General features: G+C 47.0%; 16 protein-coding genes and 2 pseudogenes. 4 read left to right on the forward strand and 14 right to left on the reverse strand.

Translation table 11 applies throughout. From position 1 onward, the window contains the following. Nucleotides 1–56 precede the first annotated feature (56 nt). From ACESZH_RS17150 to ACESZH_RS17180, 7 genes are all read right to left on the reverse strand, one after another. Entirely contained in the window at nt 57–776 is a 720-nt protein-coding gene (locus tag ACESZH_RS17150; RefSeq protein WP_373217916.1) for an ABC transporter ATP-binding protein, read from the reverse strand. Continuing rightward, a complete protein-coding gene (locus ACESZH_RS17155; RefSeq protein WP_373217917.1) occupies nt 769–1,611 on the reverse strand; it encodes an ABC transporter ATP-binding protein in 843 nt (280 codons plus the stop codon). The genes ACESZH_RS17150 and ACESZH_RS17155 overlap by 8 nt, the downstream gene beginning before the upstream one ends. Beyond that, complete coding sequence (locus ACESZH_RS17160; RefSeq protein WP_373217919.1) at nt 1,604–2,689, reverse strand: branched-chain amino acid ABC transporter permease; 1,086 nt, start codon at nt 2,687–2,689, stop codon at nt 1,604–1,606. Before ACESZH_RS17160 ends, ACESZH_RS17155 begins: the two co-directional genes overlap by 8 nt. 15 nt (nt 2,690–2,704) lie before the next feature. Further along, entirely contained in the window at nt 2,705–3,589 is an 885-nt protein-coding gene (locus ACESZH_RS17165) for a branched-chain amino acid ABC transporter permease (RefSeq protein WP_373217920.1), read from the reverse strand. A gap of 74 nt (nt 3,590–3,663) precedes the next feature. After that, complete coding sequence (locus tag ACESZH_RS17170) at nt 3,664–4,839, reverse strand: ABC transporter substrate-binding protein (protein WP_373217922.1); 1,176 nt, start codon at nt 4,837–4,839, stop codon at nt 3,664–3,666. Nucleotides 4,840–4,945: 106 nt separating this feature from the next. Next, a complete protein-coding gene (locus tag ACESZH_RS17175; protein WP_373217923.1) occupies nt 4,946–6,547 on the reverse strand; it encodes a CvpA family protein in 1,602 nt (533 codons plus the stop codon). A 90-nt stretch (nt 6,548–6,637) separates the two neighbouring features. Further along, nucleotides 6,638–8,728, reverse strand: a complete 2,091-nt coding sequence (locus tag ACESZH_RS17180) for an elongation factor G (RefSeq protein ID WP_373217924.1) — start codon at nt 8,726–8,728, stop codon at nt 6,638–6,640. A 221-nt stretch (nt 8,729–8,949) separates the two neighbouring features. Between ACESZH_RS17180 and ACESZH_RS17185 the strand changes: the two genes are divergently transcribed. The 3 genes from ACESZH_RS17185 to ACESZH_RS17195 all read left to right on the forward strand — a co-directional run bounded on the left by ACESZH_RS17185 (nt 8,950) and on the right by ACESZH_RS17195 (nt 12,443). Continuing rightward, the gene (locus ACESZH_RS17185) at nt 8,950–10,041 is read left to right on the forward strand and encodes a prephenate dehydrogenase (RefSeq protein WP_373217925.1); all 1,092 of its coding nucleotides are present in this window, start codon (nt 8,950–8,952) and stop codon (nt 10,039–10,041) included. 9 nt (nt 10,042–10,050) lie between these two features. Continuing rightward, on the forward strand, nt 10,051–11,337 hold the full coding sequence (aroA, locus tag ACESZH_RS17190; protein WP_373219948.1) for a 3-phosphoshikimate 1-carboxyvinyltransferase: 1,287 nt from the start codon (nt 10,051–10,053) through the stop codon (nt 11,335–11,337). A 116-nt stretch (nt 11,338–11,453) separates the two neighbouring features. After that, entirely contained in the window at nt 11,454–12,443 is a 990-nt protein-coding gene (locus ACESZH_RS17195) for a 2-hydroxyacid dehydrogenase (RefSeq protein WP_373217928.1), read from the forward strand. Here ACESZH_RS17195 and ACESZH_RS17200 read toward each other — a convergent pair. Next, nucleotides 12,346–12,594 (reverse strand): annotated as a pseudogene (locus ACESZH_RS17200) (DUF6783 domain-containing protein). The gene ACESZH_RS17195 and the pseudogene ACESZH_RS17200 sit on opposite strands and share 98 nt — an antisense overlap. On the opposite strand from ACESZH_RS17200, the pseudogene ACESZH_RS17205 reads away from it, so the two are divergent. Continuing rightward, nucleotides 12,511–12,693: pseudogene (locus ACESZH_RS17205) on the forward strand (DUF6783 domain-containing protein); the annotation flags it as partial. The pseudogenes ACESZH_RS17200 and ACESZH_RS17205 sit on opposite strands and share 84 nt — an antisense overlap. A gap of 64 nt (nt 12,694–12,757) precedes the next feature. Here ACESZH_RS17205 and ACESZH_RS17210 read toward each other — a convergent pair. The 6 genes from ACESZH_RS17210 to ACESZH_RS17235 all read right to left on the reverse strand — a co-directional run bounded on the left by ACESZH_RS17210 (nt 12,758) and on the right by ACESZH_RS17235 (nt 19,836). Continuing rightward, nucleotides 12,758–13,459, reverse strand: a complete 702-nt coding sequence (locus tag ACESZH_RS17210) for a response regulator (RefSeq protein WP_373217930.1) — start codon at nt 13,457–13,459, stop codon at nt 12,758–12,760. After that, nucleotides 13,452–16,142 (reverse strand): ATP-binding protein, encoded by a 2,691-nt coding sequence (locus ACESZH_RS17215; protein ID WP_373217931.1) that lies wholly within the window; start codon nt 16,140–16,142, stop codon nt 13,452–13,454. Before ACESZH_RS17215 ends, ACESZH_RS17210 begins: the two co-directional genes overlap by 8 nt. 91 nt (nt 16,143–16,233) lie before the next feature. Continuing rightward, nucleotides 16,234–16,689, reverse strand: a complete 456-nt coding sequence (locus ACESZH_RS17220) for a hypothetical protein (RefSeq protein WP_373217932.1) — start codon at nt 16,687–16,689, stop codon at nt 16,234–16,236. A gap of 93 nt (nt 16,690–16,782) precedes the next feature. Further along, complete coding sequence (locus ACESZH_RS17225; RefSeq protein ID WP_373217934.1) at nt 16,783–17,430, reverse strand: TrkA family potassium uptake protein; 648 nt, start codon at nt 17,428–17,430, stop codon at nt 16,783–16,785. Between the two features lie 15 nt (nt 17,431–17,445). Further along, nucleotides 17,446–18,780, reverse strand: coding sequence for a TrkH family potassium uptake protein (locus ACESZH_RS17230; protein WP_373217936.1), 1,335 nt, complete (start codon nt 18,778–18,780; stop codon nt 17,446–17,448). A 222-nt stretch (nt 18,781–19,002) separates the two neighbouring features. After that, the gene (locus ACESZH_RS17235; RefSeq protein WP_373217937.1) at nt 19,003–19,836 is read right to left on the reverse strand and encodes a deoxyribonuclease IV; all 834 of its coding nucleotides are present in this window, start codon (nt 19,834–19,836) and stop codon (nt 19,003–19,005) included. Nucleotides 19,837–19,937: the final 101 nt, after the last annotated feature.

Consider the following 19,937-nt stretch of genomic DNA (forward strand, 5'->3'; position numbering starts at 1 on the left):
GCTGCATTTTACTCCGCAAATCCCACTACGGCAAATAGCTTTGCTCTACGACTCAGCTATTTTTTCTTTGCCTTCCCAAGATAAGCCGCCTTCACAGACTCATTTTCTGCCAGCTCCTTACCTGTACCGGAAAGGGTGATGGTTCCTGTTTCCATGACATAACCGTGATGTGCTGCATGAAGCGCCATATTCGCGTTCTGCTCAACCAGGAGAATGGTTTTTCCCTGGCGGTTGATCTCACGGATAATGTCAAACACATCTTTTACTACAATGGGAGCCAGACCAAGGGACGGCTCATCCATCATGATCACATCCGGTCTGCTCATCAGAGCTCTGGCGATGGCAAGCATCTGCTGCTCGCCGCCTGACAGTGTTCCTGCAAGCTGCCAGCTCCTCTCCTTCAGTCTTGGGAAAAGATCATAGCACCAGTTGATATCATCGTCCAGATTATCCTTTCTCAGATAAGCTCCCACCTTCAGGTTTTCCAGAACCGTCAGGTCGGCGAACACTCTTCTGCCCTCCGGCACAAGGGTAATTCCCTGGGATACGATATTCTCCGCCGTCTTTCCTGCAATCTCCTTGCCGTTTAACAGGATACTTCCGGCAGAGGGCTTCACAAGTCCCACGATGGAACGGAGGGTAGAGCTTTTTCCCGCGCCGTTTGCGCCGATCAGCGTCACAACCTCCCCCTTCGGCACCTGGAAGCTGATATTTTTTACAGCGTGAATCCCGCCGTAGGCCACGCTAAGTCCTTTTACTTCCAAAACATTACTCATCTACGGCACCTCCCAGATACGCATCGATCACGCGCTGATTATTCTGAATCTCCTCCGGAATTCCCTCTGCTATAGGTTTACCAAAGTCAAGAACATAGATTCTGTCGGAAATCTCCATGACCAGATCCATATGATGCTCGATCATAAAAATCGTAAGCCCGAAATTATCACGTATTTCTCCGATAAAGGCTGTCAGATCGTCTGTCTCCTGTGGATTCATGCCCGCGGCGGGCTCATCCAGAAGAAGCAGTTCCGGCTTCGTAGCCAGGGCACGGGCAATTTCCAGACGTCTCTGTTTTCCATATGGTAATGAAGTCGCCATCTCATTTCTCAGATCCTGAAGCCCTACGATCTCAAGAAGCTTTTCCGCATCCTCCCGCATCTGCGCTTCTTCCTTACCGTTCAGATGGAAGGTAGCGGTAAACAGATTGCTGGTGCGTCTCAAATGCTTGGCAATGAGAATATTTTCGAATACGGTCTGGCTTTTAAAAAGACGGATATTCTGGAAGGTTCTGGCTATTCCAAGCTTTGTGATCTTGTCTGGTGTCGGGGCAAGTACGTGGGAATACTTTCCGGCATTCTGTCCCAGATACTGTTTTTTCATTTTTCCCTGAGGGTGATTCTCAATAATTTTCTTATCGTTAAAATAAACAGCTCCGTTTGTAGGCGCGTAAACACCTGTGATGACGTTAAAAGCAGTTGTCTTTCCGGCGCCGTTTGGTCCGATCAAAGAGACGATCTCCCCTTTGTCAACAATGATATTCATATTGTCAACTGCCATCACGCCGCCAAACTGCATTGTCACATTTTCAACCTTTAATACATGTTCACTCATTGGAGGCGCCTCCTTTTACTGCTTTTTTCTTTCCGGATCTTCCTGTAAAGAAATCACGGATCCTTTTTACGGAAAATTCCCTGGTTCCCATGATACCCTGCCGGAAGAAAAGCACGATGATCATGATGATAATGGAAAATACCACTTTACGGAAGCCGGAACGGAGCAGCGGCACATGAAAATCGCCGATATAGGTATCATTGTCCAGAAAACGGAGCAGCCACTCGGAACAGGTGATGAATAAAAAGGAGCTGATGCAGCTTCCCGTCACGGAACCGATACCGCCAATCACCACGATGAGCAGGATTTCATAAGTCATGGCTGACTTAAACATGGATGCCTGAATGGTAGTCTGATACATGGCAAGGAGCGCGCCGGAAATTCCTGCAAAGAAGGAGCTGACCGTAAAGGCAATCCTCTTATGATGGGCAAGATTGATTCCCATCGCCTCTGCCGCCACCTCATCATCACGGATTGCCTTAAAGGCTCTTCCGTATGTGGAATTGATCAGCATCATGATAACGGCGATGCAGATACCGGAAACTACAAAAGGAAAGATCACGCTTTTAAAGGTCGGATAGCTTCTTAAAAGGTTGGAGCCGTTCGTAAGCGGTCCAAGCATATCCCACTGGAATACGGCACGGATGATCTCAGCAAATCCAAGTGTGGCAATGGCCAGATAATCACTCTTCAGTCGGAGCACCGGAAGTCCGATGAGGTAGGCAAATACGGCTGCCACGATACCAGCCGCCACCAGTGCAACTGCAACCGGAACGGTAAACTGGATGATACCGCCGTCAAAATACTGGTATACATTGATTCTCTGCTCCACAGGAATGGTAAGCACGCCGTAGGTATAAGCACCCAGCAGCATAAAACCGGCCTGCCCCAGAGAAAACAGTCCTGTAAAACCGTTTAACAGGTTCATGGAAACTGCCACCAGCGCATAAATAGCGCCCTTCTTCAGCACGGTAAAAATCATGGCAGTGGGACTCATCACATGCTCCATTATGTAAAGAACCAGCAACAGCCCGACGATAAGGGCAACGTTTATGATGGTTTCTTTTTTCTTTGTCATAACATTCCCTCCTTATCAAACCTTGTCGGTTGCTTTCTCGCCGAACAGTCCGGTCGGCTTTGCAATCAGGATCACGATCAAAAGCGCAAAGGTAAAAGCATCAGAGAATGTAGTCATTCCCATTCCCTTGATAATGTTCTCGCAGATACCAATGATAAAGGCTCCGATCACAGCGCCCGGAATGGAACCGATGCCGCCGAATACGGCAGCAACGAATGCCTTAAGTCCCGGCATAGCGCCTGATGTGGGCACAACGCCTGTGTAATTTGAAAAATACAGGAGGCTTGCCACTGCTGCCAGGAAGGAGCCAATGATAAAGGTCATGCTGATAACTGAGTTGATCCTGATACCCATTAGCTGGGATGTCTCAAAATCTTTTGATGCCGCACGCATTGCCATACCGATTTTTGTATGCTTGATCAGTATAACAAGGGCGATGACAAGGATGATAGTCAGGATGGGGGTGATCACTGTTACACGTTTTGTGGTAGCACCAAAAACCTGGATGGTGTCACTGACCCATGGAATTGCAGGATACTGCTGTGCAAGACCGCCAGTGATATAAAGAGCCAGATTCTGCAGCAGATAGGAAACGCCGATGGCTGAGATCATGATGGACATTCTCGGAGCCTGACGAAGAGGCTTATACGCTACACGTTCTATCAAAAAACCTATAACAACGGTTGCCGCCAATACAATGGGAATGGATATGTAAACAGGCAAAGATGCCGATAAATAAACCATAATAAGGCCCGCGACCATAAAAATATCACCGTGGGCAAAGTTAATCAAACGCAAAATACCGTAAACCATGGTATAACCAATGGCTATCAGAGCATACTGACCGCCAACGGAAATACCTGCTAACAGGTACGGCAGATTTCTGCTGAACCAATCCATAGGAATCCTCCCTCATTATCAAAATTCAGAAGGCGGGACAATTGCTCCCGCCCTCAGAAACATATTTTTTTCGCTTATTTTACGCCCTGCTCTCCAACAAAGTCCCAAGCGCCGGTCTCTGTGTTAGCTGTCTTTACGTATGCAGTATCTCTGACTGCATCACCATTTTCGTCGTCAAACTCAACCTTGCCGCAAACGCCTTCATAGGTTACATCCCAAAGTGCCTCGTTTACCTTAGCCGGATCTGTGGAGCCTGCAGCTTTCAGAGCTTCCAGAGCTACATAGTAAGCGTCAAAGCCCATTGCAGATACTGCTGCGATGGTATCATCTCCGCCGTTGTTTGCTTTATTTGTAGAATCGGAGCTGATAAACTCTTTCATACCGGTATCGAATTCCTCGTTACCACCCTCCTGATAGAAGGTTGTTACATAAATCTGTACGTCCTTACCCTCTGCAGCGTTCAGGATAACGTTTGAATCCCATGTATCGCCAGCCATAAGCGGCATTTCCATACCCTGTGCGGCTGCCTGCTCAATGATCAAAGCGGCCGCTTCTGTGGAAGTCGGTGCAAAGAATACATCTGCTTCTGCATTTTTAGCGGATGTGATGTAGGATGTGAAATCGCTGTTTCCGTCCGGGAAGGTTTCCTCTACCACCTCTCCGCCGAGTTCCTCGAACGCTTTCTTAAAGTAATGTCCCAGACCTGCGCTGTAATCATCGCCAAGTTTTGTCAGCACATATGCTTTCTTTGCTTCAAAGTTATCCATTGCAAAGTTTGCAAGAACAGTACCCTGGAACGGATCCAGGAAACAGATACGGAAATAATGGGTATTTCCCTGGGTAACCTGTGGGTTTGTACAGGTTACGCCCATTGCCGGAACACCGCCATCCTTAAAGATATCGGATGCTGCGATGGATACGCCGGAACCGTAGGAACCAAGTACAATAGATACGCCGTCGCTCACCAGTGTGGATGCTGCGGATGGTCCTTTGTCTGTGGATGATTCATTATCTACGATATCAAGCTCAACCTCATATTCTGTTCCGTCAATTTCAACAGTCGGTGTCAGACTGTTTGCATACTGGATACCAAGGGTCTCCTGCTTTCCTCCTGCACCGTTATCGCCGGAGGCCGGCTCATAAACACCAATTTTCACTGTATCAGCAGCAAATGTGGTCACCGCAGTTCCTGCCATTGCTGTTACAGCCATTGCTGCTGTCAATAAAACAGATAACACTTTTTTCTTCATATTCTCTCTCCTTTTTGTGTTTCTGTTGTGAGGACAATTGTCTTCATCTCTCAAACACTGTTGCAATTATATCACGCTTTCTCACTTTAATCAACAAAAATTTTAATTATTTTTCGCTCTTTACGGAAACCACCGTGCAGGCAGGAGTTCCTTCATTATATGCAATGGTGATCCTGTCTCCTTCGCTGTACCTTACAATCTCCAGAAAATCTGTGATGGGGATATCAAAAATCAGGTTGTCTCTGTTTTCCAAAACAATATAATAATGTGTATTTCCGTCAATCACTCCCTGTGCCATCTTTTTGATCGTTCCGGTGACAGTCTTTGTATTTTCGTCAGACAGAACGGCGCTGCTGCCCTTTATCATGGTCAGGTAAATCTTCTGGCATGCGGAAACTGTATCACCAATTGCAACGTTCTGGTATTTCTGCACATTGACCATAGCATATTTTTTCACCAGACCGGCATTATCCTTGAGCGCCAGGAAATAAGTTGGTTCCCCGGAAATATTTAAAAGAAGAGGGAACGTTGCCCGGTAGCCAAGGTTCTGAACCTGGCCTTCCGCGGAATCCATTGCAGAATATTCCTCTGCTCCCGGAATCTCATAGTACTTTGTTTCCTTTGTTCTCTGGTTCATCAGCACGAAGCCCACATTGGAGCGGTCACCGCTTACAGAGGTCACCCCGGTGTAGACCCATACGTCATCATTGATTGCAAGGTAGTTAAAGCCTTCTGTTGTTTTCAGACATCCCTTCTGTCCCAGAATACTGTTGAAAAACCCGTTTTTCAGAGTTCCATGATAATTGTAGAGCTGCACCAGAAGATCCGCCGGGTAAACGCGGTCCACCCAGGTCGGACAATCCTCCACCTTATAATCCGTACACTCTCCTGTCACGGCATTGCAAAGCACCACCCTTCCGATCGTCTGTCCTCCAAACAAACCAATATTGAATTTTTTTACCGGGCAGATCCAGTACGGTGTCCCCTCCTCGTCCAGTTCAAAGCTAAGCTGGTCAAAGATATAGGTGGGATATTTGAAACGCAGATGGCGGTAAATATAGCGGTTGAAATACTCGGACTGAGAATAGCGGATTCCATCCGACAGCTTTACAAGCTCCGTATTCTGCGTTGCCATATCAATGGTAATATATGCCGGGATACCCTCTCTCATGTTTGTAAACCATTTAATAGGACTCGCGTATACCAGAGGCGTTACGCGCACAGGCCGCCCCAGATAATTGATCTGTGAATAAATATCACTCACTTCAAACTGTGATACCATTTCCACCATGCTTCCCATCTTACGGTTTCCCAGGAGCTGTGCGGAATCCTTATCAAGAAGCGGAATCTGATCAAAGCTGATCTGCTCAATATCTTCTGTAAAATTACTGGTCTCCGGTTCAATAAGCTGCTGGTATTTCTTTGCATTAATCACCGGAGAGGAAAGCAGGGTTCCCAGGGCGTAAATAATGATCACCAGCGCAATGGCCGCAATTCCCAGCTTCAGTATTCTGCTCTGTCTGATTTCCGCAACGGAATGGACCCGGCGCACCCCATAGAGTAAAAGTACCAAAAACATCACGGCCAGAATAAATCCCCAAAATCCGCTGGAATGAATGTTGATTGCCGGAATAGTCACATAATAATACACAGCCGCAATGATCAAAGCTGCGATCACCGCAAATATTTTTCCTTTTCTTCTCAGCATATTTTCTCCTTTTTTCCTGAAATAATAAGGCAGAGAATCTTGACTTATATCCAAGATTCTCTGCCGTACACATCTGTTTCTTACGTATCTTTAGTCGTCTGCACCCTCAGCCTGGCTTGCTCTGGCATCGATTTCCTTCTGCTGGATATCGCTTGGAGCCTGCTCATAGCGTGCGAACTCATAGGAATAGTCTCCGCTTCCGCCTGTTGCAGAGCGAAGGTCTGTGGAATATCCGTAGATTTCCAGAAGCGGCACATCAGCTTCGATAATAGTATTTCCATTGTGATCCGGATTCATACCAAGAACACGGCCGCGGCGTTTATTCAGATCGCCCATAACATCGCCTGTGTATTTATCCGGAACAGTTACCTTCATGGATACGATAGGCTCTAACAGAACAGGGGACGCATCCATAAAGCCCTTTTTAAATGCCAGGATGGTGGCCATCTTGAATGCCATTTCAGAGGAATCTACCGGATGGTAGGAGCCATCATAAAGGGTCGCTTTTACGCCGACTACCGGATATGCAGCCAATGGTCCCTTCTGAACGCATTCCTGCAGACCTTTTTCCACTGCCGGGAAGTAGTTCTTCGGAACAGCACCGCCCACTACAACCTGCTCAAATACATATGGAGTTTCCAGATCACCGGACGGCTCAAAACGCATTTTCACATGACCATACTGTCCATGTCCGCCGGACTGTTTTTTGTGCTTGCCTTCCACATCGGAGTTCTTGCGGATCGTTTCGCGGAACGGAACCTTCGGTTTGCAAAGCTCAACGCTGACCTTGTAGCGTTCCTTCAGCATACTTACCACAATGTCAAGATGCTGGTCACCCATGCCGTAAAGAAGACTCTGGCGGTTCGCGCCATCGTTTACAACACGGAGTGTTTTGTCCTCGCTCATGATCTTTGCAAGTGCCTGTGCCACCTTATCCTCATCGCCCTTATTGACTGCCTTATATCTCTTATAAGTATAAGGAGTGGAAAGGACTGCCTTCGGGTAAAGGATCGGATGAGCCTTGGTTGCAAGGCTGTCGCCTGTCTGTACGCTTACAAGTTTTGCAATAGCACCGATATCACCTGCGTGAAGCTCGGAAACCTCAAGCGGCTTGGAACCTTCCAGAACATAAAGCTTATTCAAACGCTCTTCTGTTCCTTTCTCAACGTTAAGCAGGGTATCATCGCCTTTGATAACACCGGAGCAAACCTTGATGAGAGAGTATTTTCCGAGGAATGGATCAACGATGGATTTCCATACATAAGCAGATTTTGCTTTTGCAAAATCGTAATTAGCCTCGTAAATCTCATTTGTCTTCTGTGCAATACCATTGCAGGATCGTTTATCCGGGCTTGGGAAATATCCGCAGATATCGTCAAGCAGGTTGGAAACGCCGCGAAGGTTTACCGGTGATCCCATGCATACCGGAACGATGCTTGCTTCCTGAACGTTGGTAGCCAGTGCTGCCGATACCTCTGTCACGGAGAATTCATCGCCTTCGAAATAGCGGTCCATAAATTCCTCGCTTGTCTCTGCTACGGACTCCATCAGGATCTCATGGTATTTTTCAAGATATTCATTCAGGTATTCCGGAATCTCACATTCTTCCTTCTTACCCTTGTCAATATATTTTCTGCCGGCCTGTTTCACAACATTTACATAGCCTACGAATTTGCCGTCTTCACGGATCGGGAAATGAAGCGGTGCGATCTTCTTGCCGTAAAGATCCGTAAGCTGCTCTACGACTTTACGGTAGCTTACCTCATCCACATCCATATCGGTTACGAAAATCATACGGGGGAGTTTATACTTCTCGCATAAATTCCATGCCTTCTGTGTACCGACCTGAACCCCTGCCTTGCCGGAGACAACGATGATCGCTGCGTCTGCTGCGCTTGCTGCCTCTTCCACCTCTCCTACAAAGTCAAAGTAGCCCGGAGTATCCAGAATATTTACTTTATTTTTCTGCCACGGAACCGGAATCACGGAAGTGGTGATAGAAAAATGTCTTTTTATCTCTTCTTTATCATAATCGCTGACTGTATTGCCATCTTCTACTCTTCCCAGACGGTTTGTCAAACCTGCCAGATATGCCATTGCCTCTGCCAAAGTTGTCTTGCCAGCCCCACCGTGACCTAATAGGACTACATTTCTGATTCGGTCAGTTCTAAAAACGTCCATATGTAATACCTCCCTGTTTGTCTAATATGTTCATATTCTACTAAATTCTTATACAACTTTCAAGTATTTTATATAATTTTAACAACTTTTTTTCGGAAAATCCAGATGCTTTTTCAGCATTTTTACAGGGAATTGACTTTTTCTGCCGAATCTCTTACAATATTTCCATACTTTTACTGAAAGAAAGATAAAATGTGACGGGAAAGGAAGCATTACTGAACATGAAAACCATTGGCTTTATCGGACTTGGACTGATTGGCGGCTCTATTGCCAGGGCAATACGGAAATTTCATCCGGATTATCATCTTCTTGCCTTTGACCAGAACCGGGAAACTCTTGCCGCTGCAGTCAGCAGCAATATCATAGACGGCGTATGTGAAGAAAAGGATCCGCGGTTTGGCTCCTGCGACTACGTTTTTCTCTGCGCTCCTGTGGAGTTTAACATAAAATATCTTGCATTCCTGAAGGAGAACCGGCAGCCGGGATGTATTATCACTGATGTAGGAAGCGTAAAGGGAATCATCCACGAACAGGTGGATGCCCTTGGCATGAACCATTGCTTTATCGGCGGCCACCCCATGGCAGGCTCGGAAAAATCCGGTTTTCCGTATTCCAGTGACCGGTTGCTGGAAAATGCCTATTATATCCTCACTCCCGGCGGAGAGCTTCCTCTGGACCGGCTCACTGATTTTACAGAGCTGGTCAGTTCCATCGGTGCCATTCCTATGGTTCTCACCGCGGATGAGCATGACTTTATCACAGCAGGAGTAAGCCACCTGCCTCATATTATTGCGTCTGCACTTGTCAATCTTGTAAAAAGCCTGGATAATGAGGCAGGGTATATGAAAACCATTGCAGCCGGAGGCTTTCGTGATATTACCCGTATCGCTTCCTCCTCTCCTGTCATGTGGCAGCAGATCTGCCTGGAAAACCAGAGCAACATCTCCAATGTACTGGATGATTACATCCGTATGCTGATTCAGATCCGATGTGCTGTGGACAACCACGATCCGGATTATATTTACCAGATGTTTGCAAGCTCCAGGGATTACCGCGATTCCATTGACGTTGCGGACAACGGCGCCATCAAAAAGGCTTACGTTCTCTACCTGGATATTGCGGACGAAGCCGGTGCCATTGCCACCAGCGCCACCATTCTTGCTATGGAAAAGATCAGTATTAAAAATATCGGCATTATCCACAACCGGGAATTTGAGGAAGGTGTGCTGAAAATCGAATTTTATGACGAGGAAGCCATGAACCAGGGTGCGGCTCTTCTCCGCAAACGAAACTATATTGTATACGAACGGTAGGATTTTATTATGGAAATAAAAAAACAAAGCAGTTTATGCGGAGAGCTGGCCGTGCCGGGGGACAAATCCATCTCTCACCGCGCCGTTATGTTCGGCTCTCTGGCAAAAGGAACCACACGAATCTCCCATTTTCTCACAGGAGCAGATTGTCTGTCTACCATTTCCTGTTTCCGTAAAATGGGAATTGATATCCAAAACAGCCAGGATGAGGTCCTGGTTCACGGAAAGGGACTTCACGGCCTGACAGTTCCTTCGGAGGTCCTTGATGTGGGCAACAGCGGAACCACCACCCGTCTGATCTCCGGAATCCTGGCAGGTCAGGACTTTGTTTCTGAGCTGAACGGCGATGCTTCTATCCAGAAGCGTCCCATGAAACGGATCATGACGCCTCTTACCGCCATGGGAGCGGAAATAGAAAGTATAAAAGGCAACGGCTGTGCTCCTCTGCGCATCACAGGAAAAAAACTTCATGCCATCCGCTATGCCTCTCCGGTGGCTTCCGCACAGGTAAAATCCTGTGTGCTGCTGGCCGGAATGTACAGTGACGGCGTGACAAGCGTGACGGAGCCAGTGCTTTCCAGAAATCACACCGAGCTGATGCTGAATTTCTTCGGAGCCCATGTGAAAACCAGTGGTACTACGGCATCTATCCAGCCTGAACCCATTCTGGAATGCCGCGATGTTACTGTCCCGGGGGATATTTCTTCTGCTGCCTATTTCATTGCCGCAGGTCTTCTCACGCCGGGCAGTGAGATTCTTCTGAAAAACGTAGGAATCAATCCTACCAGGGACGGAATGCTCCGTGTCTGCCAGGCCATGGGGGCTGATATTACGCTGCTGAATGTGAGAAGCCAGGGAGAACCTACTGCTGATCTTCTGGTGCGTACCAGTACCCTCCGTGGCACAACGATCGAAGGAGAGATCATTCCAACGCTGATCGATGAACTCCCCATGCTTGCAGTGATGGCTGCTTTTGCGGACGGACAGACCGTAATCAGGGATGCACAGGAGCTGAAGGTAAAAGAATCAGACCGGATTGCAGTAATGACGGAAAATCTGGCCCGGATGGGCGCAGATATCACGCCTGCAGAGGATGGGATGATCATAAACGGCGGAAGGCCTCTCCATGGTGCTGAAATTGATTCCCATTCAGACCACCGGATTGCCATGTCCTTTGCTGTTGCAGGAACCATCTGTGACGGGACCCTGACCATTAAAAACGGGGACTGCGTAAATATCTCTTATCCGGAATTTTATAAAGATTTATACAGTCTTGGCGACAATTCCCTTTTTTAGAAAAATTTAACTTTTTTTCTCCACTTATATATTGTATAATATCGGTGATTTGGAAGATAAACTATATCTTATAAGTAACCATCGGTTTTACACCGGATCAAGAAAGGAGCAAGTTTATGAATATCTTATTTTACGGCACTAAAAATTATGACCAGCAGTTTTTTGATAAGCTTTTACCTGATTATCCCGGAATAGAGATTAAATTTATCGAGGCAAATATCGATGTGGAGACCGCTTCCCTTGCAAAGGGCTATGAAGCAATCTGCGCTTTTGTAAATGCAGATCTGGGAACCCGGGTTATTGAGGAATTGAACCGTCAGGGTGTGAAGCTGATCCTGATGCGCTGCGCCGGTTACAACAACGTGGATCTGGAAACCGTTCATAAATACGGAATAAAGATCCTTCGTGTACCGGGCTATTCTCCGGAGGCAGTTGCAGAACATGCAATGGCGCTTGTTCTGACTGCCAACCGCCATACCCATAAAGCGTATATTAAATGCAGGGAAAATAATTTTGCCCTTAATGGATTGATGGGCGTAAATCTTTATCAGAAGACAGCCGGAATCATTGGTACCGGAAAAATCGGGCAGGCAATGGCAAGAATCTGCCTGGGATTTGGAATGAAGGTGATCGCTTATGATCTTTTCCCGAATAAGAGCCTGGATTTTCTGGAATATGTATCCCTGGATGAGCTGCTTGCGTCCAGTGATCTGATCAGCCTTCATTGCCCGCTGACAGACGAGACAAAACACCTGATCAACGCCTCTACGATTGCAAAGATGAAAGATGGAGTGATCCTGGTAAATACCTCCCGCGGCGGTCTGATCAAAACAGACGACCTGATCGCAGGTATTCGTGACCATAAATTTTTCGCTGTGGGATTAGATGTGTATGAGGAGGAAACGGATTACGTGTATGAAGATATGTCGGAGCACATTATGCAGACCTCTCTGAGCCAGCGTCTGCTCTCCTTCCCCAACGTTACCATGACTTCTCACCAGGGCTTCTTCACGGAAGAGGCACTGACCAACATTGCGGAGACAACGCTCGATAATGCGTATGCCTATATGAAGGGCGATGAATTAAAAAATGAGGTTTTGTCCTAGAGCGTGTTTGAAAAATGCTTTCAGCCAGATGTGCGTCACAATTTGTGGGAGATTTGGCTCAAATGAGAGAGGCGTAGCGGGCTACGCCGACCGAATGAGAGACAAATATACCGCAAAGTGGGGCGTGCAGATGGCTGGAATGAATTTTCAAACACGCTCTAAACTGACATGTCTGCTGACGCAGACACCACTATGGATGAAAGTCAGATGCTCCGTGCCTGCGGCACTCCCGCATCTGATGCTGGAATGAATTATCAAACACGTGCCAGCGATATCTGCCCGGCGTGACTTTTGTTACGCCGGGCAGGATTCTTTTATTCCACCTTCATCATCCGGTACCCCACTCCAATATGGGTCTGGATATACTGCGGAGAATCCGGTTCTGATTCCAGTTTTTTCCGGAGTGTTGCCATAAAAACCCGCAGGGAAGCAACATCATTTTCCCAGCTCCTCCCCCAGATATTTTGTGTTATAAAGGTATGGGTCAATACCTTCCCCACATTTTTTGAAAGCAGACACAGCAGCTTGTATTCGATCGGGGTTAAATGAAGCTCCCGGTCATTGAGATAGGCGCAGCCTCCGGCATAATCCACCCGAAGCTTTCCATTCACGAAAGTGGAGTTGGAGGTCAGCATTTCGGCAGTCATAATAGAAAGCCTGCGCTGTGTCACCCGCAGCCTTGCCAGCAATTCTTCCACAGAAAATGGCTTTGTCAAATAATCATCCGCCCCGGCATCCAAAGCCTCTATCTTATCACTATCCTCACTCCTTGCACTGATGACGATGACAGGAAGATTGGACCAGGACCGGATATTGCGGATCACCTGCACCCCATCCATATCCGGCAGTCCCAGATCAAGCAGGACAATATCCGGGTTATGGGAAGAAGCCTCTAAAATAGCTGCCTCTCCGTTGGCTGCAACTAAATAACGGTAATCATTTGTCTTCAAGGTTGTTGTGATCAGATTTCGTACCGGAGGATCGTCCTCCACAACTAATATCAACGGTTTATTCATTCAATTCGACCTCCCCTGCTGGTAATGTGAATGTGAAAACAGTGCCTTTCGGCTGGTTATTTTCCACTGAAATACTGCCCCCGTGAGCCGTGACAATGGACTTGCACAAAGCCAGTCCCAATCCCAAGCTTCTGCGGCTGTCTGCGATTTTATCTGCTCCGCTGTAAAACATTTCAAAGATCCGTTCCTTCTGATCGTCCGGAATTCCCGGACCATTGTCAGAAACAGATACCACGATCCATTTATCCTTCTTGTCTGTGTGAATCTCAATATGAGATCCAACAGGCGTATATTTAATGGCATTGTCCACCAGGTTGATCATAACCTGCACGATAAGTTTGGCATCCATGCGCGCCAGAAGCAGCTCCTGCGAAGAGCTGACGTGTATGGAATGCTCCTTGCTTTTTCGATTAATATGCCGCAGCGCTTCTGTAATTACCTCATCTATCAGTTCAACAGACCGCGGCAGATTCACCTGTCCTCCTTCTATTCTGGTAACCGCCAGCAGATTTTCCACCAGATTGATCAGCCACATGGAATCGTCATAAATATCCGTAAAGGTTTGTACTCTGGTGGAATCATCCATTTTCCGGTAGTTTGCCAACAAATTGCTGGCGCTCCCGGATATGGAAGTCAGCGGTGTACGCAGATCATGGGAAATGGTACGGAGCAGATTCGCACGAAGCTGTTCGTTTTTTGCCATGATTGCTGCTTCTTCCTTTGCCTTGGCATTTTCAATGTTCTCCAAAGCCAAAGCGCACTCTCCAAGTATTGATAAAAGTACACTGTTTTCGAAGGAATCCAACGGATCCTCGCCCATAGCGATCCCCACCACACCATAAACCTGCTGATTAACCCGGATTGCCAGATACAGGCATTTGGCATTTGACAGGGTATCAGTAGTTGCACCAGCATGTTTATTATTCCGAAGAACCCAGTTTGCAACAGCTCTTTCCTTCTCCGAGACCAGATTACACTCGTCACTGCCTGCTGTCCGGTAAATACTTGGAGACACCAGATTCTTTTCTTTACAGGGATATATGACCAGATCTCTTTCCAGCAGCTTGGTAAGCTGCCCCGCTGTTGCCTTTAAAATAGACGGGCCATCCTTTTCCTTCTGAAGGAGCTGGTTCGTTTCAAACAGAATTTTAGTCCGAAATGCTGACTGAGCCGATCTCTTTGCGTTTTCCTTCAGTTTTGTTGCAAGGGAGCCTGTCAAAAATGCGATCATAAACATAATCGTAAAGGTCACCGGATAATCCGGATCATTAAAATGAAACGTAAAACGCGGAACTGTAAAAAAGAAGTTAAATACCAGCACACTTACGATGGAAGTTACAAGTCCGCAGAGCCGGTTCGTCGTCAGGATCGAGGTGACCAGAACCCCGAAAATATAAACGGCAATGATATTTGCCTCTGTAAAACCAAAAGAATAAAAAGCATAACCGATCAATGTTGCTGCCAGCAAAACCAGGATGCTTTTCCTGATATCCCGTACAGGCATCGCTTCGGACATTATTATTTTTCCAGCCCGGTATTTGTTCCTGGAATCAGCATCCGGAATCACGTAAATATCCAGATTCGGGGCCGTCGCAATCAAGCGTTCCGTCAGCGTCGGTTTGCTGAAAATGCTTTTTCTGGTTGCCGTACTGCGGCCGATCACAATTTTGGAAGCACCGGAAAGCCTTGCGAATTCCGCGATCTGATAGGGGACATCCTCTCCATAGGTAGTTTCAATGGCTGCGCCAAGCTGCTGTGCCAGACGCATATTCTCCCGCAGTCTTTTTTCGTCATTTTCATTCATTGCACCAGCACCGGGCGTTTCCACAAAAAGCGCGGTAAAGGTTCCCCGGAACGCCCTTGCCATCCTCGCCGCCGTACGGATTATTTTTCCATTGGATGGTGAAGAGGAAAGGCAAACCAGGATATGCTCATCGGTATGATAATCGCTCCGGCTTTGGATCCTGGCGCTTTCCGTCAAAAGGTTCACTCTGTCAGCGCAGCGCCGCAGGGCGATTTCCCGCAGCGCAGTCAGATTTTCCACCGTAAAAAAATCAGACGCGGAATGCTCTGTCTGTTTCTCCTGATAAACATTCCCGTTTGCCAGCCGTTCCCGCAATTCCTCAGGTTCTATATCCACCAGTTCCACCTGGTCCGCATGATCAAAAACAGAGTCCGGGATTCGTTCCCGGACCATAATTCCGGTAATAGAGGCAACGGTATCGTTCAGACTCTCAATATGCTGGACATTGACGGTTGTGTAAACATCAATGCCTGCATTCAATAATTCCTCCACATCCTGATAACGTTTGGCGTGGCGGCTGCCTTCTGCGTTGGTATGCGCAAACTCATCCACCAATATCAACTGCGGATTCCTTTTCAGTGCCGCATCAATATCAAATTCCCGGAGCGTAATTTCTCCCTGCTGTATTTGTCTGGCCGGAATGCTTTCCAGACCACTGAGCAAAGCGGTTGTCTGCGGAAGTGCATGGGGTTCTATGTAGCCTGCTGCCACATCGATCCCGCGCTCCTTTGCCTGATGCGCAGCCTGCAGCATCGCATAGGTTTTCCCAACCCCCGCAGCGTAGCCAAAAAATATCTTTAATTTTCCATGCCTTCTTCTGGATGTGTCATTGCGGATCGCATGTAATTTCTGATCCGGGTTCTGCCTTGGCATTTCCATTTGTTTCTCTCCTTTTCCGGCTGTTGTCCGGCAAAGATGTGTTCCTGTACCGAGCTACCATTATAGCATAACACGCCTGTAATTTCTACTTTTATGGCTCAGTCACAGTCCGTTCCGCCTTTAAGCTGTCCATAAAGCGCAGAACGAAGGATTTCTCTGTTTTTTCAGACCATAACACCTTCTGTACGATATTTCCTTCCGCTGCCGGCCTGATCAATAGTCCGCCATGCCGCATAACTACAGGAGTGCATCTCAATGAAATCCTTCCGGCCCTGCATCCGGCACCGCCGGAAATTTTTGCATTTCCATCCAGAAAAATGATATCCAATTTGTGTGCCAGGAATTCTTTTCTCAATTCCTCCTCTGTCCCCTGAATGAAGCAGACGGAAATCCCGGAACTTATTTGAGGGGAATGTTCGACCATATCGGTGATACTGTCCGCGATCAATGGATTGGACAATCCGATCCGAAAGCTATCCTTTCCCGTCAGAAGCTCTAAGCTCTCCGTCTCAGCACAGCTCTCCAGAAAGCAATCCAGCTTCTTCATAAGAAACCACCCAATGCATAAGATTGACGCTACAGCCGCAAGCAACAGCAAATCCTGCATATTCTCACCTCCCGCTCCCGTAACCTTCCCAAGTCATATACGGAAACATTTTTGCAGATCTTTGTTCTTTCCAAGCACCAGCATGGTATCTTCTGCTTCCAGCACAACATCCGGTGAAATAGAGAGATGCAGCTTCCCGCTTTTTTTAATACCCATGATGTTGATATTGAATTTCTTTCTGATGTCGATCTGTCCAATGGTCCTGCCAGTCCACTCTCTGGGAACCGGGATTTCAAATATGGCATGTTCCTCATCCAGTTCCATATAATCCAAAATATGATCTGCGCTGTAACGGATCGCAGTCCATTTGGCAAGCTGTTTTTCAGGATACACCACTTCGTCCGCGCCATTGCGCAGAAGAAATTTTGCCTGCACATCTCTGGCTGCCCTGGACACTACCAGCTTTGCCCCAAGCTCCTTAAGCAGTGAGGTTGTCTCAAGAGAGCTTTGAAAATCATTTCCCACCGCTACAATACAGACATCGTAATTTCGAATTCCAAGGGATTCCAGAAAATCTGCGTTCGTGCTGTCCCCGATCTGTGCATTGGTGACAAAGGGCAGTGCAGCTTCCACCCGCTCTTCCACATGATCCACCGCCATGACCTGATGCCCCAGTTGATTCAGGTGCATGGCAATATGCTTTCCAAAACGTCCCAGTCCAATTAAAAGTATTGATTTCATACAACATCTCCTCCTTTATCCTACAGTTATTCTTTCCTGCGGCAGTCGGGCAGCTTTTTTACGCGTACCGGACAGCGCAGCAAAAATTAAAGTCAATCCCCCCACTCTGCCTAAGAACATAAGCAGGATCAGAATCAGCCTGGATATCGTTCCAAGAGTCGGGGTAATCCCCAATGACAGTCCCACCGTTCCCACTGCAGAAGCGGTTTCAAACAGGCAGGTAAGCATAGGCAGCCCCTCCGCCATACTGATGACCAACCCGCCAAAGAAGAACAGCACAAGATACATAAGCAGAATGGTCGCCGCATTTTTCAGCACATTATCTTCTATTCTGCGCCCGAAAAAATGAGGATTCTCTTTGCGGCAAAAGGTAGAAATTGCCGCTGCGAACAGCACTGCGATGGTAGTGGTTTTCATTCCGCCTGCTGTAGATCCGGGACTGCCGCCGATCAGCATCAGCAAAATAATGATACACTTTCCCGATTCCTGTATAGCGGTCAGATCCACCGTATTAAAGCCTGCTGTTCTTGGTGTTACTGACTGGAAAAGAGAACTTAAAACCCTTTTCCCTGGCGTAAGCGCCGAAAATTCACAAAAGAAAAAATAAATCGCCGGAACGATCAGCAGAATGGCTGTGGTACAGAGTATGACCTTACTCTGCATCTTATATTTATGTAAATGCTGTCTGTTCGTCCGAATGTCATCCCAGGTCAAAAATCCGATTCCTCCAAAAACGATCAGGAACATAACAGTCAGATTGATTACCGGTTCCGCCGCATAGACGGTCAGAGAAGAAAAAGGCTTTTCCATTCCCATCAGGTCAAATCCCGCATTACAGAAGGCTGATACGGAATGAAACAGTGCCATCCACAGTCCTCTTAGTCCGAAATCCCGGCAGAATACAGGTGCCATGACTGCTGCGCCCAATAGTTCAACCAACAGCGTAACCTTTACAATAAAGCTGGTCAGGCGCACAATGCCGCCCACCTTGGGTGCTGAAATGGCCTCCTGCATCGTGCTCCGCTGCATCAGAGAAATCTTTTTGCCGGAAATCATCGCAAAGGACGCAGCTACCGTAATCACTCCCATACCTCCGATTTGGATTAAAATAATTATGATAAGCTGACCGAAAGCTGACCAGTAAGCGGCCGTGTCGTGAAGCACAAGCCCTGTGACGCAAACCGCAGAAGTTGATGTAAACAAGGCTTCCAAAAATGGCGTTACAATTCTTTCTCTGGTGGAAATCGGCAGCATCAGAAGAACCGCGCCTAACAAAATGACAGTGGAAAATCCTAAAATTATAATCTGAGATGATGTCAGTTTTCTCTTTTTATGAATGATAACACTCATATATCCGGTACCCCTTTACAATTCTTTATCTTGTCTTTATATTACGCCGGTTCTGATAAAGAAAGCAAAAGAATATGTTTGCCTGTATTAAGACGGTCTAAAGATGCAGGATGATTTTTTCTGTCCTTATGCAAGGGACAAAATGGTGGACTATCCTATGATATAAAAAACGCTATGTAATGGTATCAACCGTTTTCATAGCGTTTCGTATAGTATAATATTTTACTCTGCGTATTTTTCCCTTAAAAGGGCAATCTCCCGTGTCCATCCTTCGTCATCGTTGGGCGTTTCAAGAATAAATGGAAGTTCCTTCAGCGCCGGATGGCGGATGACCCGCACAAGTGCATCAAGCCCAATTTGTCCTTCTCCGATTTTTGCGTGACGGTCTTTGTGGCTTCCCAATCCATTCAGACTGTCGTTCAAATGAATGGCCTTCAGATTCGAAAGCCCGATGCGCTGGTCAAACTCATCCAGCACCCCGTCCAGATTATTTACAATGTCATACCCGCCATCCCATACGTGGCAGGTATCCAGGCAGATCCCAACCTTTTCTTTTTTCTCCACCAGATCCATAATGGCACCAAGTTCCTCGAATCTTCCGCCTACCTCAGACCCTTTCCCGGCCATGGTTTCCAAAAGTACGGTTGTGTTTTGCTCCTCAGTCAGAACATCATTTAAAATCTCCGCGATTTTGGCAATTCCAACTTCCATCCCCTGTCCTACATGGCTGCCGGGATGGAAATTATAGTAATTTCCCGGCGTCCTTTCCATACGGCGAAGGTCATCTGCAAATGTTTCCCTGGCAAAATCACGGAGATTTTCCTTTGCTGCACAGGCGTTTAAGGTATATGGCGCATGAGCCACAAGCTTTCCGAAATTGTGTTCCGTTGAAATTTCCAGAAATTTTTCTACATCTCCGGGATCTATTTCCTTCGCTCTTCCTCCTCTTGGATTTCTGGTAAAGAAGGCAAAGGTGTTTCCGCCGTTCTCCACCATCTGACGCCCCATTGCTGCATAGCCCTTGGATGAGGTTGTATGATTTCCTATATATAACATGATGTTTTCCTTTCTTACTTTTCCTGTATATAAAACAGAACCTGCTGCTGCGCAGCCATTATACCAAAAAAACTTACCTGCGAAAAGAGATATTTATTGAC

The organism is Ruminococcus sp. 5_1_39BFAA (assembly GCF_964240875.1).
GTDB lineage: Bacteria > Bacillota > Clostridia > Lachnospirales > Lachnospiraceae > Blautia_A.